The organism is Streptomyces asoensis, assembly GCF_013085465.1.
Taxonomy (GTDB): Bacteria; Actinomycetota; Actinomycetes; order Streptomycetales; family Streptomycetaceae; genus Streptomyces; species Streptomyces cacaoi_A.
The window spans coordinates 5801184-5815054 of the sequence record NZ_CP049838.1; the positions used below are offsets into that span (position 1 = coordinate 5801184).

At 70.4% G+C, this 13871-nt stretch carries 11 protein-coding genes; 8 read left to right on the top strand and 3 right to left on the bottom strand.

Annotation, left to right across the window (positions count from 1 at the left end):
* Positions 1 to 305 precede the first annotated feature (305 nt).
* On the top strand, positions 306 to 1163 hold the full coding sequence (locus G9272_RS25990; protein WP_171398790.1) for an aldo/keto reductase: 858 nt from the start codon (positions 306 to 308) through the stop codon (positions 1161 to 1163).
* A gap of 74 nt (positions 1164 to 1237) precedes the next feature.
* On the opposite strand, the gene G9272_RS25995 is transcribed toward G9272_RS25990, so the two are convergent.
* The gene (locus tag G9272_RS25995; protein ID WP_020130078.1) at positions 1238 to 1675 is read right to left on the bottom strand and encodes a hypothetical protein; all 438 of its coding nucleotides are present in this window, start codon (positions 1673 to 1675) and stop codon (positions 1238 to 1240) included.
* A 563-nt stretch (positions 1676 to 2238) separates the two neighbouring features.
* On the opposite strand from G9272_RS25995, the gene hemL reads away from it, so the two are divergent.
* The 7 genes from hemL (at position 2239) to ccsB (ending at position 10091) form a co-directional block, all read left to right on the top strand.
* Entirely contained in the window at positions 2239 to 3558 is a 1320-nt protein-coding gene (gene hemL / locus G9272_RS26000; protein ID WP_171398791.1) for a glutamate-1-semialdehyde 2,1-aminomutase, read from the top strand.
* A 98-nt stretch (positions 3559 to 3656) separates the two neighbouring features.
* Positions 3657 to 4304 carry a histidine phosphatase family protein gene (locus tag G9272_RS26005; RefSeq protein ID WP_171402174.1) on the top strand — a complete coding sequence of 216 codons (648 nt, stop codon included), beginning with the start codon at positions 3657 to 3659 and terminating at the stop codon, positions 4302 to 4304.
* Between the two features lie 174 nt (positions 4305 to 4478).
* Positions 4479 to 5780 (top strand): hypothetical protein, encoded by a 1302-nt coding sequence (locus tag G9272_RS26010; protein ID WP_171402175.1) that lies wholly within the window; start codon positions 4479 to 4481, stop codon positions 5778 to 5780.
* Between the two features lie 66 nt (positions 5781 to 5846).
* Entirely contained in the window at positions 5847 to 6479 is a 633-nt protein-coding gene (locus tag G9272_RS26015) for a TlpA family protein disulfide reductase (RefSeq protein WP_171398792.1), read from the top strand.
* A 1-nt stretch (position 6480) separates the two neighbouring features.
* Entirely contained in the window at positions 6481 to 7251 is a 771-nt protein-coding gene (locus G9272_RS26020; RefSeq protein ID WP_020130083.1) for a cytochrome c biogenesis CcdA family protein, read from the top strand.
* Positions 7252 to 7254: 3 nt separating this feature from the next.
* A complete protein-coding gene (gene resB, locus G9272_RS26025; protein ID WP_171398793.1) occupies positions 7255 to 9000 on the top strand; it encodes a cytochrome c biogenesis protein ResB in 1746 nt (581 codons plus the stop codon).
* Positions 8997 to 10091: a c-type cytochrome biogenesis protein CcsB gene (gene ccsB, locus G9272_RS26030; RefSeq protein ID WP_171398794.1), complete on the top strand. Its 1095-nt coding sequence runs from the start codon at positions 8997 to 8999 to the stop codon at positions 10089 to 10091. The genes resB and ccsB overlap by 4 nt, the downstream gene beginning before the upstream one ends.
* 15 nt (positions 10092 to 10106) lie before the next feature.
* Here the strand turns inward: ccsB and G9272_RS26035 are convergent, their stop codons facing one another.
* Positions 10107 to 11663 carry a hypothetical protein gene (locus G9272_RS26035; RefSeq protein ID WP_171398795.1) on the bottom strand — a complete coding sequence of 519 codons (1557 nt, stop codon included), beginning with the start codon at positions 11661 to 11663 and terminating at the stop codon, positions 10107 to 10109.
* On the bottom strand, positions 11663 to 13843 hold the full coding sequence (locus G9272_RS26040; RefSeq protein WP_171398796.1) for a hypothetical protein: 2181 nt from the start codon (positions 13841 to 13843) through the stop codon (positions 11663 to 11665). Before G9272_RS26040 ends, G9272_RS26035 begins: the two co-directional genes overlap by 1 nt.
* Between the last annotated feature and the right edge of the window lie 28 nt (positions 13844 to 13871).

The window sequence follows — 13871 nt, forward strand, 5'->3', positions numbered from 1 at the left end:
CGCATGGAGCACCGACCGTGAGGCGCCGCCGTCCGACGGGTACGGCTGCATGGGGCCGTGGCCACGACGGCCGGTCCGGAGCGGGCGACCGACGACGAGAGGCGGCGATCGATGCGGTACATCAAGCCGGGTGGCCTGCGACTTTCCCGGATCGGACCGGCCGCGACAACACCCCGGCCGACGGCGTCCGGCTGACCGCCGAGTATCGGGACACTCGACAGCCCGCCCCCCACCGGGGAAACCCACCGAGGAGAGCGGCCCACGCCCTCCTCCCATCCCCCCTACACACACGTGAGGAAACGCGCATGCAGACCGTCAGCACCGTCACCCTGAACAACGGCGTCGAGATGCCCGTCCTCGGCTTCGGCGTCTACCAGATTCCGCCCGAGCAGACCGAGCAGGCCGTCAGCGACGCCCTCGCCGCCGGCTACCGCGCGCTCGACACCGCGGCCGCGTACGGCAACGAGGAGGCCGTCGGCCGCGCGATCAGGAGCAGCGGCGTCCCGCGCGAGGAACTGTTCGTCACCACCAAGCTGTGGATCTCCGACGCCGGCGAGGACCGGGCCGCGCGCGCCTTCGACACCTCGCTGCGCAAGCTCGGCCTGGACCACCTCGACCTGTATCTGATCCACCAGCCCTACGGCGACGTCTACGGCTCCTGGCGCGCCATGGAGCGCCTGCACGCCGAGGGTCTCGCCCGGGCCATCGGCGTCTCGAACTTCCACGCCGACCGGCTCGTGGACCTGATCGACCACAACGAGGTCACGCCGGCGGTCAACCAGATCGAGACCCACCCCTTCCACCAGCGCGCCGACGACCAGGCGATCATGCGCGAGCGCGGGGTCCAGATCGAGTCGTGGGGCCCCTTCGCCGAGGGCCGCAACAACCTCTTCACCCACCCGGTGCTCAGCGAGATCGCCACCGCGCACGGCAAGTCCGTGGCGCAGGTCGTGCTGCGCTGGCTCATCCAGCGCGATGTCGTCGTGATCCCCAAGTCGGTCCGAGCCGATCGCATGGCGGAGAACATCGACGTCTTCGACTTCCGGCTCACCGACGACCAGATGGCCGCCGTCGCCGCCATGGACACCGGGGAGTCCCTGTTCTTCGACCACCGCGACCCGGCCGTGGTCAGCCGCCTCGGCACGGTCACCCTCGACGCCTGACGGCCTCGAGCGCACCGCACCCACCGAAAAGGGCGAGGTCCGAGGACCTCGCCCGCCACCGATGAGCCCTCAGCTCACGGCCAGACCAGACAGTACGGCTGATGCCCCGCCTCATGCAGGCGGTGGCTGAAGTCCTGCCACTCGTGCAGCAGCTGGTACACGTTGAACGCGTCCCGGGGGCCGCCCCGGTCCGGGACCGTCGACCAGATGAAGGCCGCCGCGCCCACCGCTTCCTCGCCGATGTCCCGCAGCGGATCCACGACCGTCATGGGGAGCTTCACCACGGCGTAGTCGGGATGGAGGACGACCAGTTCGAGCGGGGGCACCTTGCTGAGGGGGACGCCTTCGATGCCGGTCAGCACCATCGCGGCCATCGTCTCCGGCTTGATCTTGGTGAACATGCCGTTCATGCCGAGCTCGTCGCCGCCGAGTTCCTCAGGGCGCATCGAGATCGGGACGCGGGCCGCGGTCGCGCCGTCGGGCGCGCCGAAGTACTTGTACGTCACCCCCACCCGACCACCATTCCTGCTCCCGGCCCGGAGGGGATCGATCCGCTGCTCGACTCGCCGGTCGATCTGCTCGAACCGCTCGATGTGGTCGATTCGGTCGATCTGATCGATTCGGTCGATCCGCTCGGGCTCACTCGGTACACCTTGTGCCTGCGTCTGACGTGCTTCGTTGGCTTCCTCCGCGTCGCGCCGGTGCTTCCCCCGCCGGGCACGTCGAGGACCCAGGTCGTCAGTCCCCTCGCCCAGTCCGCCACCGCGATGCATATCTCCACCCGACTGCTTTTCTAGGACGCGTGGCCCCCGCCGCGCAACCCGATCATCGTGTCAGTGACCTCCCCCACGGCCGCCCGCCGAAACGTGCGTTGAAACACCTGTCCGCAGGATCTTCGCAGCCACTGGACACACGGTCGGTGTGAGCTACGTCTATCAGGCCCGTTCCGACTCAGTTTCGCAGATGGTGAAGGCGGATGACGGCCCCGCCGGCCCCGATCGCCGCTGGCCTACCCTGGGAGGTCACTGACAACCGGAGTCCAGCAAGTCGGAGAAGGTCGGAGAAGTCGCAGGTCATGAGCGAACTGCCCTATTCATACGATGCGCCTGTATCGCAGGCACTGTTCGACCGTGCGTCCGCCGTCACGCCGGGGGGTGTGAACTCGCCGGTGCGCGCGTTCCGCGCCGTGGGCGGCACGCCCCGGTTCATGGTGTCCGGCACCGGCCCGTATCTCACGGACGCCGACGGCCGGGAGTACGTCGACCTGGTCTGTTCCTGGGGGCCCATGATCCTCGGGCACTCGCACCCCGAGGTGATCGCCGCCGTGCGGGAGGCCGTCTCGCGCGGTACCTCCTTCGGTACGCCCGGTGAGGGCGAGGTCGCGCTCGCCGAGGAGATGGTCGCCCGGATCGGGCCCCTGGAGCAGGTGCGGCTCGTCTCCAGCGGCACCGAGGCCACCATGTCGGCCATCCGGCTGGCCCGCGGGTTCACCCGGCGCACCAAGGTGATCAAGTTCGCCGGCTGCTACCACGGGCATGTCGACTCGCTCCTCGCGGCGGCCGGCTCCGGGGTCGCGACCTTCGCGCTTCCCGACACCCCCGGCGTCACCGGCGCGCAGGCCGGAGACACCATCGTCCTGCCGTACAACGACCTCGAGGCCGTGCAGGAGGCCTTCCACCGGCACCCCGGCGAGATCGCCTGTGTGATCACCGAGGCCTCGCCGGGCAACATGGGGGTCGTGCCGCCCCTTCCCGGCTTCAACCAGGGGCTCAAGGACGCCTGCCAGAACAACGGCGCGCTCTTCATCTCCGACGAGGTCATGACCGGGTTCCGGACCAGCCGGGCCGGTTGGTACGGGATCGACGGCGTGCGGCCCGACCTCATGACCTTCGGGAAGGTCATGGGCGGCGGCTTCCCCGCCGCGGCCTTCGGCGGGCGGGCGGACGTCATGGCGCACCTCGCCCCCGCCGGGCCCGTCTACCAGGCCGGCACCCTCTCCGGGAACCCCGTGGCGACCGCCGCCGGGCTCGCCCAGCTCCGGCTCCTCGACGATGCCGCCTACGCCCGGATCGACGACGTCTCCACCCGGATCCAGTCCCTGGTGTCGGAGGCGCTGACCAAGGAGGGTGTCGCGCACACGCTCCAGAGCGCCTCCAACATGTTCTCCGTCTTCTTCACGGACCGGCCGGTCCGTGACTACGAGGACGCGAAGGCGCAGGAGTCGTTCCGCTTCACCGCCTTCTTCCACTCGCTGCTGGCGAACGGCGTGTACCTGCCGCCGTCGTCCTTCGAGTCCTGGTTCGTGTCCACGGCCCACGACGACCGGGCCGTCCAGAGAATCGCCGACGCCCTCCCGGCGGCGGCCCGAGCGGCTGCGGAGGCCACAGCGGCATGACCACCCCGGAAAACGCCCGAGCGAACGCCCCCGAGAGCGCCTTCGAGGGCGCCTTCGAGAACACCGCGGGCAACAAGGACCTCACCGTCGTCCACCTCATGCGGCACGGTGAGGTCGACAACCCCGACGGGGTGCTCTACGGCCGTCTCGACGGCTACCACCTCTCCGAGCTGGGCCGGCAGATGGCGGACCGGGTCGCCGAGCACCTCGCCTCCCGTGACGTCACCCACGTCGTCGCCTCCCCGCTGGAGCGGGCGCAGGAGACGGCGACGCCGATCGCCAAGGCGCACGGGCTCGACCTGGCCACCGACGCGCGGCTTCTGGAGGCGGAGAACGTCTTCCAGGGCAAGACCTTCGGCGTCGGGGACGGGGCGCTGCGCCGGCCCGAGAACTGGAAGCACCTCGTCAACCCGTTCAAGCCGTCCTGGGGCGAGCCGTACGTCGACCAGGTCGTCCGGATGATGGGCGCGCTGGACGCGGCGAAGGACGCGGCCCGCGGGCACGAGGCGGTGCTCGTCAGCCATCAGCTGCCGATCTGGATCGTGCGGTCCTACGTCGAGCGGCGGCGGCTGTGGCACGACCCGCGCAAGCGGCAGTGCACGCTCGCCTCGCTGACGACCTTCACGTACCAGGGCGACAGGATCGTGTCCGTCGGCTACAGCGAGCCCGCCATCGATCTGGTGCCCGCCCATCTCCGGGCCGGCGCCAAGCCGGTGCAGGGGAAGGGCAAGGCCTTCGGGGCGTAGGCCCACCGCTCGGCCGGATCCGTCCACCGGGACCCGTCCACCGGAATCCCCGGCCGGATGCCGTGGCTGAAATAAGCCCCTCTGTTACGGAATCCGGAACTATCGGCGGAACCTCCTCGTTCGTCACGTCCTCTGAATGGGTGACCATCGGAAAATGTGACGAACGGGGTTGCCATGCGCGCCATCACCCGAAGGGGAGCACTCGGACTCGGTGCCGGGGCCGCCGCCGCTGCCGGACTCGTGGGCTGCGGCAGCCTCACGAACTCGGACGGGCCGAGCACCCCCGGCGGTTCCAGTGGCTCCGGCAAGCCCTCCGGCAGCGCCAGTCCGAAGGCCACCGCCCGCCCCATCGGTGACGGTTCCACCTCCTTCACCGGCAAGCAGCCCCACCAGCCGGCCAAGCCCGTGCCGCTCCAGCCGGGCGAGGAGCCGCCGCAGTTCGTCGTCTTCTCCTGGGACGGGGCCGGCGAGGTCGGCAACGGACTCTTCACGCGCTTCCTCGACCTCGCCAAGGAGCACGGCGCGAGCATGACCTTCTTCCTCTCCGGGCTTTATCTGCTGCCCGAGTCGAAGAAGCGGCTCTACGACCCGCCGAACAACCCGCGCGGCGCGTCCGACATCGGCTACCTCACCGACGAGCACGTCAGGATGACGCTCGACGGCGTCCGTCGCGCCTGGCTCGAGGGGCACGAGATAGGCACCCACTTCAACGGGCACTTCTGCTCCGGGAACGGGACCGTCGGCAACTGGACGCCCCAGCAGTGGCGCAGCGAGATAGACCAGGCGAAGTCGTTCGTGAAGGAGTGGCGGACCAACACCGGCTGGAGCGACCAGCCCGCGCTGCCCTTCGACTACGACAAGGAACTCGTCGGCGGCCGGACGCCCTGTCTGCTCGGCCAGGACAATCTGCTGCCCACCGCCCGCGCCCTCGGCTGGCGCTACGACGCCTCCTCGCCGGGCGGGCGTCAGGTGTGGCCGCAGAAGAAGGACGGGATCTGGGATCTGCCGTTGCAGCAGATACCTTTCCCCGGCCGCGGTTTCGAGGTCCTCTCGATGGACTACAACATGCTCGCCAACCAGTCGATCAACTCGACCAAGGCGCCCAGCCACAACTACCCGGGCTGGCGGCAGCAGTCCTCGCAGGCGTACATACAGGGATTCAAGCGGGCATTCGAGACGAACCGCGCGCCCTTCTTCGTCGGCAACCACTTCGAGCAGTGGAACGGCGGCATCTACATGGACGCCGTCGAGGAGGCCTTCAAGCACATCGCGCGCGAGAAGGAGAAGGGCGCGGACGTGCGGCTGGTCTCCTTCCGGCAGTTCACGGACTGGATCGACGTCCAGAAGCCGGAGGTCCTCGAGAAGCTGCGCACCCTTGACGTCGGGCAGCAGCCGGCCGGCGGCTGGAAGACTTTCCTGGCCGCGAGCACCCCCTCCGCGTCCACCTCCACGGGTACCGCTGCCAACGCCGCCTGAAATGGGGTTTTCTCCCCGCAAGGGGGGTGCTCAAGATCCTCGGAACGGGCATGCGAAACTTTTCACATGAGTGCCGCCAGCCGCGCCCCCCTGTGCTCGACCAGCCGGAACCGTTCGCGCCGTGCCGCCCTGACCGCGGCCGCAGGCGGAGCCGTCGCCGCACTGCTGCTGTCCGCCTGCACCTCCGGAGGCACCGCCGGGGGAGGCGGTGACACCAACTTCGTGATGGGCAAGGACGGCATCTCCACCGCCAAGAAGGGGACGCGCGCCGCGGCCCCCGACCTGTCCGGCAAGAGCGTCGCCGGAGGACAGCTCGACATCGCCGCCTACAAGGGCAAGGTCGTCGTCCTCAACGTATGGGGCTCCTGGTGCGCTCCGTGCCGTGCCGAGGCGCCGGGCTTCCAGAAGGTCTACACGGACCTCAAGGACCAGGGTGTGCAGTTCGTCGGCATCAACACCCTCGACACCAGCAACGACAACGCCCTCGCCTTCGAGAAGCAGCAGGGCATCACCTACCCCAGCCTGTCCGACCCGAAGGGCAAGCTGCTGCTGCGCTTCAAGAAGGGCACGCTCAGCCTCCAGGCCATCCCCTCCACGCTGGTCATCGACCGGGAGGGCAAGATCGCGGCCCGGTCGCTGGCCGCGCTCAGCGAGGACAGGCTGCGCAAGATGATCGCGCCCGTCCTCGCGGAGAAGTGACGTGAGCGCGGTCACCACGCTCGCCGCGACGGGTTACAACGACACCGTGCTCAACGGTGCGTTGCTGGTCGCGCTGCCGATCGCGCTGCTCGGCGGGCTCGTCTCCTTCTTCTCGCCGTGCGTCCTGCCGCTCGTCCCCGGCTATCTGTCGTACGTCACCGGCGTCGCCGGCACCGACCTGGCCGAGGCCCGCCGCGGGCGGATGGTCGCCGGCGCCTCGCTCTTCGTCCTCGGCTTCACCGCCGTGTTCGTCTCCAGCGGGGCCCTGTTCGGTTACTTCGGCGAGAACCTCCAGGCCAACCAGGATGTCCTGTCCAAGGTGCTGGGTGTGCTCATGATCCTCATGGGCGTCTTCTTCATGGGGCTGATGCCCTGGATGACCCAGCGGGAGTTCCGCTTCCACAAGAGGCCCGTCGCCGGACTGGCCGGCGCCCCGCTGCTCGGCGCGCTGTTCGGCATCGGCTGGACCCCGTGCATCGGCCCGACCCTCGCCTCCGTGATCGCCCTCTCCTCCCAGCAGGGAAGCGCGGGCCGCGGTGCCATACTGACCGTCGCCTACTGCCTCGGCCTCGGTGTGCCCTTCGTGCTCGCCGCGGTCGCCTTCCGCAAGGCGCTCGGCGCCTTCGGCTGGGTCAAGCGTCACTACGCCTGGGTGATGCGGATCGGCGGCACGATGATGATCGTGACCGGTCTGCTGCTGCTGACCGGTGCCTGGGACCGCCTTGTGCAGGACATCCAGTCCTGGTCCGTCGGCTTCACTGTGGGGATCTGATTCATGAGCAAGAGCACCGTCGGCTCCGCCCCGGGCGAGACCCCGGCCGCCTCCGACGAGCAGGATCTCGGCGCCGCCGGCTCCCAGCTGTCCACCGCGCCCGTGGACACGCTGGCCAGTGGGCCCGCCTTGGGGCTCATCGGCTGGGCCCGCTGGTTCTGGCGGCAGCTCACCTCCATGCGGGTCGCGTTGCTGCTGCTCCTGCTGCTGGCTCTCGGCGCGATCCCCGGTTCGCTGATCCCGCAGTCCGGCACCGACGAGACGAAGGTCGCCGAATTCCGTCAGGCCCACGGGACGCTCGCGCCGATCTACGACAGGCTCGGCCTCTTCCACGTCTACAGCTCGGTGTGGTTCTCCGCGATCTACATCCTGCTGTTCGTCTCCCTCATCGGCTGCATCGTGCCCCGCACCTGGCAGTTCGTCGGTCAGCTGCGCAGCCGCCCGCCGGGTGCGCCGAAGCGGCTGACCCGGCTGCCCGCGTACACGACCTGGCGCACCGACGCCGAGCCGGAACAGGTTCGTGAGGCCGCTCTCACCCTGCTGCGCAAGCGCCGCTTCCGCGCCCACCTGGCCGGGGACGCCGTCGCAGCAGAGAAGGGCTACCTCCGTGAGGTCGGCAACCTCTCCTTCCACATCGCGCTGATCGTGATGCTGGTCGCCTTCGCCTGCGGCCAGCTCTACAAGTCCGAGGGGAACAAGCTGGTCGTCGAGGGCGACGGCTTCTCCAACACCCTCACCCAGTACAACGACTTCAAGTCCGGCAACCTCTTCAGCACCGACGACCTGAACCCGTTCAGCTTCAGCCTGGACAAGTTCACCGGCACGTACGAGACCTCGGGTCCCAACACGGGCACCGCGCGCACCTTCCAGTCCGCCATCACCTACAGCGTGGGCGCCTACGGCAAGGACAAGAAGGCCGTCGTCAAGGTCAATCACCCGCTGGAGATCGACGACTCGAAGATCTACCTCACCGCCCACGGCTACGCGCCAGTCATCACCGTCCGCGACGGCAAGGGCAACGTCGTCTACCGCGACGCGGTGCCGCTGCTGCCGCTCGACTCCAACATCACCTCCAGCGGTGTGATCAAGGTCCTCGACGGTTACCGGGACGCCAAGGGCGTCGGTGAGCAGCTGGGCATCTCGGCCTTCTTCCTGCCGACGTACACCAAGGGCAGCGAGGCGGCCTCGACGTTCCCGGCGCTGCGCAACCCGGTGCTGAACCTGACGCCGTACCACGGCGACCTCGGCGTCAACTCGGGCATCCCGCAGAGCGTGTACCAGCTCGACAAGTCGCACATGAAGGAGTTCAAGGACTCCAAGGGCGCTCAGCTGCGGGACAACCTCAAGCCCGGCGAGACCATGACCCTCCCGAACGGCGCCGGCTCGGTGACCTACGAGGGCACCAAGGAGTGGGCGAACTTCCAGATCACCCAGCAGCCCGCGAGCGGCTGGGCGCTGGGCGGGGCCATCGCCGCGATCTTCGGCCTCGCCGGTTCCCTGTTCCTCCAGCGCCGCCGGGTGTGGGTGCGCGCGGTGCAGGGGGACGACGGGGTGACGGTCGTCGAGATGGCCGGGCTCGGCCGCAGCGAGTCGGCCAAGGTGCCCGAGGAACTCGGCGACCTCGCCGGAGTCCTGTACGACCAGGCTCCCTCGACCCCGGATCCCGACACCCCAGGCATCCCCGGATCGCCCGCATCCCCCGCATCCCCCGAACCCGAAGTCGTACCTGCCGAAGGGGCTGAGAAGTGACTCTCGCCGCCACCACGGAGCTTGCCGCCGCCACCAACGAAAACCTCGCGAGCATCAGCAACACGCTGATCTACTCCGCGATGGCCGTCTACACCCTGGCCTTCTTCGCGTACATCGCCGAGTGGCTCCTCGGCAGCCGCAGCAAGGTCGGCCGTACCGCCGCCGCGCTCACCGCCACGACCGCGGCCAAGGGCCCGGCCGTCACCGCCAAGAAGAACGGCGGCACGGCCGTCCTGGAGCGGCCGCAGGTCGTCGTGCGCTCCGCGGCCGGCGCGCGCGATGTGCCCGACGGGCCCGGCGCGCACGGTGGCGACGAGCAGGGCGACATGTACGGCCGGATCGCCATCTCCCTCACGGTGCTCGCGTTCCTGGTCGAGCTGGGCGGCGTGATCGCCCGCGCGGCCTCGGTGGAGCGGGCGCCGTGGGGCAACATGTACGAGTTCAACCTGACCTTCTCCACGGTGGCCGTCGGCGTGTACCTCGGGCTGCTGGCGCTGAAGAAGAACGTGCGCTGGCTCGGCCTGTTCCTGATCACCTCGGTCCTGCTGGACCTGGGTCTCGCGGTCACCGTCCTCTACACGGCGAGCGACCAGCTGGTCCCTGCGCTGCACTCGTACTGGCTGTACATCCACGTCTCCACCGCGATCTTCTGCGGCGCGGTGTTCTACGTCGGCGCGGTCGCCACGATCCTGTACCTGTTCAAGGACGCCTACGAGAACAAGCTGGCGACCGGCGGCAAGCCCGGCAAGTTCGCCAACTCGGTCCTCGACCGCCTGCCCGCCTCGGCCTCGCTCGACAAGTTCGCCTACCGCGTCAACGCGGCCGTCTTCCCGCTGTGGACGTTCACGATCATCGCGGGCGCGATCTGGGCGGGCGACGCGTGGGGCCGCTACTGGGGCTGGGACCCCAAGGAGACCTGGTCGTTCATCACCTGGGTCGCCTACGCCTGCTACCTGCACGCCCGGGCCACGGCCGGCTGGAAGGGCCGCAAGGCCGCCTACCTGGCCCTGATCGCGTTCGGCTGCTGGCTGTTCAACTACTACGGCGTCAACATCTTCGTCTCCGGAAAGCACTCGTACGCGGGCGTGTAGCCGCCGGCCGGGTCCCTAGGACGGCGGCAGGCACTCCTTGGCCGGTGGCTTTCCCTCCGGCCAGGCGATGCGGACGAAGCGGGAACCGCCGTCGGCGTGGAGTTCCACGATCGGCACGGCCTTGTCGTACGGATTGCCGTGCACGTCCAGGCAGATCCAGCCGCTCGCCCCGCTCACCCGCAGCGAGCCCTTGACCTGCGGCCACTGGAGGCCGACGTCCGCGAGGGGCGGGACGGTCGCGCCGTCGGGCGTGGCCTCGCGGATGCCGTGCACGGCCAGCGTCATCGCGTCGAAGCCGATGATCAGCTGGCCGTCCTCCAGGGCGATGTCACCGATCGGGCCGACCGGCTCACGGGCGCTGCGGGCGAGGAGGTCGGTGAGGACCTTCGCGTCCGCCGCCGAACCGCCCGGCAGCGTCACGGGGGCGTTCACCCAGGCGTCCGGGTGGGCGAGCGAGGTGTAGCGGACGGAGAGGTTGTGGGTGAGGGCGGTGCGGTCCAGCTTCTTGTCGCCGGACAGGTACGAGCCCTCGTCGCCCGTCAGCACCGTGAACTTCCGGTTCTGGCAGCCGCGGGTGCCGAGCGCGTTGACGAACTGCCGCAACTGCGTGTGCCGACCCGCGAACAGGATCGTGTCGGTCTCCGCGGAGGTGTCGCACACCAGGTGGGTGATCTGCCGGAAGGTGTTCGCCGTCGTCCCCTCCTGGGTGCGGTCGGCGGGCGGGGTGAACGGCTGCGGCTCGTAGGGCGAACCCTTCAGCAGCGCGGCGAACGACGTCTGGAGCGTCCGCGTGTACGGGTCGCCGGGCTTGTCGTACACCAGCAGGGCCCGGTCGGCGTCGACCTTGGCGAACGAGGCCAGGGCGCGTGCCTCGTCCGTGTTGGTGGGGGAGACCCGGGCCAGGCCGGGGAAGGGGTCCTTGCCGTTCTGCCCGTTGGCGAGATCGTCGGCGGTGATGGAGGCACCGACCACCGGGATGCCCCGCCGGGTCAGTTCCGCCACGGCCTTCTTGTTGTTGTCGGTGCTCTGCCCGACCCCGGCGACCGCGCGCAGCCGGTCGGCGCCCTTCGCCATCCGCTCCAGCTGGTCGACCATCGTCTCCCAGTGGTCGCTGGTGGCACCCGGGTTGGCGAGTACCAGGCGGATCGCCGGAGCCTGTCCGTTGGAGGTGTGGTTGGCCTGCCACTGCGCCAGGTAGGCGCCCTGCACCTCGTGCTGGATGTCGCTGAGCGTCGAGGGGGTGGAGGCGGTGTACGGCAGCATCAGCGCGACCGTGACATAACCGCCCGCCTTGAGCCGGTCGTTCTCCCGGTCGATCGCCCGCACCGCGCTTTGCAGCTGGGCATGCCCGAAGTCGTACGCGCCCGTGGCCACGCCCACGCACTCGTCGCTGCCGACCGGACGGGCCACCCCGGGCGCACAGGACCGGTCCTCGTCGGTGACCGCCCGCACGGCGAAGACCAGCCCGGTCAGCACGGCGGCCGTGACCAGCAGTGCCAGATAGCGGTAGAGGCGGATCTCCCAGACCTCCCGCAGCCACCGCACCAGCGGGCTTCTGACTCCGTCGGCCATCACGCCACCCCGTCCCCGTCGTCCGGTCCGTGTCCGTCGCCGTCCGTGTCGCCGTCGTCGTCCTCGGCCGGGGTGCGCAGCGGGCGGCCCGCGAGGGCGTCCCGGGGCCAGGCCTGGGAGGTCGCGAACAGCAGCGCGCCCCCGGCGGGCCGCTGGTCGGACAGCTGGAGCAGCTCGAACTCCAGCCGCCCGCACACCTTCGGGTCCGGCAGCACCAGCGGGTCGGTCACCTGCCAGACGGCGTGCAGCAGCCGCCGTATCCGCAGGTGGAGGGAGGCGTTCACGCCCTCCGGCGGCTCCTGGCCGGCGTCCGTGCGGCCCAGCGCGATCGCCGACCGGTGGTCGTCCCGGCCGTCGGAGTCGCGGCCTGCCGCGTCGTGCGCGTGGAAGTAGGGCGCGGACGCCAGGAACCGGAGCGTGTCCAGCCAGGTGCGGGTGCGCAGGACGGCGAACGTGTCGCGCAGATAGGCCACCGCGCCGGCCGTGTCGCCGAGCGCCAGCTCGTGGTAGAGCCGGTACCGGGCGTGGGCGGGGTCGTGGTCGTCCGGGTCCTGGCCGTCGGCGTGGGTGTAGTGCCGGATCAGCGTCTCGTGCACCTCACGCCACTTGGCGTGGTCGGCGCGCCGGTGGTGCAGCCGGAGCAGCAGCAGGGTGCGGGTGAAGGGGTCGCCGACGAAGTGGCCCGGCGCGGCCGGCAGTCCCTCCGCGGCGAGCCGCGCCCGCAGCGAGCGGACGCCCGAGGAACCGAAGTCGTCGGGGAGCCGGTCGTCGGCGAGGGCCACGGCGGAGTCGTGGTCGTGGGCGGCCGCGAGGACCGTCAGCTCGTCGAGCCGGTCGGCGGGGACCAGCCGGCCCAGCAACTCGGCGTAGGCGGGCCGGCCGTCGTCGGCCTGCCCCTCCTCCAGCCTGACCTTCGCGGTGAGCAGCCGCCCCAACGAGGCCGCCTGCCCGGGGTGTTGCCGGGCGGTGGTCGCGAGCAGCACGATGCCGAGCGGGTTGCCGCCCGTCAACCGGTGTGTGGCGTGCGGGAATTGAGGCGGCAGCTCGGTGTCGTCGCAGACCGCGCCGACCATGTGCAGGGTGTCGTCGGGGGACAGCGGCGGCAGCGGTACGAGCAGTGCCCGCGAGGAGGGCGAACTGCCCGGCTCCCAGTCCGTGGCCCGGGCCACCTCCGGCAGTTCACGGCGTACGGCGTCGCCGAGCGCCGGATGGGCCGCGCCGCGTACCGTCGCCACCCACACCACCTGGTCGGCGACCCCGTCGGCCCGGTCCCGCAGGACGGCGTCCAGCAGCCCGGGACCCGGGCCGCTCCGCGCGTTGTCCAGCAGTACGAGCGGCCGGCCCAGCCGGGTCAGATGCGAGCCGAGCCCCGAGTAGGCCTCGGCCAGATCGGCGAGCAGCGCTCGCACCAGCCAGCGCTCGGCGTGCTCGCGCGAGGTGCCGCCGGCCCGGAAGTTCCCGGCGAGCAGCAGCAGTCCCCGCTTGGCGTTGCCGCCCGCGTTCGGATAGGAGCGGTACCAGGTGGCCGGCTTCTGCTCCTTGCGGTGCGTGACGCCCTCGGAGAGCGCCTCCAGGGTGGCCTCGACGGTCGCCGCGACGAACGGGCCCCCGCCGCTGGCCGCCGCGATCACCTTCGACGCGACCTTGGCCGCCCACCGTCCGGCCAGGCTGAACCGGGATGCGCGCTCGTTCAGCAGCAGGATCCGCACCAGCTCCCGCCGGATGCGGTCGGAGTCGGTCCGGCCGCTCCAGTCGCTGGCCCGGACCGCCACCAACCCGGCCGTCAGCCGCGGAAAGGTGAGCTGCCCGGCCGCCCGCACCGGCTCCGTCAGCTGCTCGGCGACGACCAGCAGCGCCTGCCACACCGGCGACCAGGACTCCGGGCTCTCCTCGTGCGGCGGCCGCGCGAACTGCTCGTCCTCGCAGTCGATCAACGCGACCGGGGTGCGTCTGCGGGCCTCGCCCCTGCGGGTGTGCTCCGTGTAGGCGTCCCACAACTCGGCAAGCACCGCGCTCTTGCCCAGACCCCGGCCGCCCGCCAGCACCAGCAGGGGCGGTCCCGCGGGGTGTTCGGGTTTCTCCGCGTGGAGCTCGTACGGACGGATCCCCACGAGCCGCGGTACGAGACCGGCGGGCTCGACGTCGAACAGCGCGCCACGCCCGTACAACCGTCTGTGCACCGCGCACCTCCCCCAGGGCTCGGTTCCC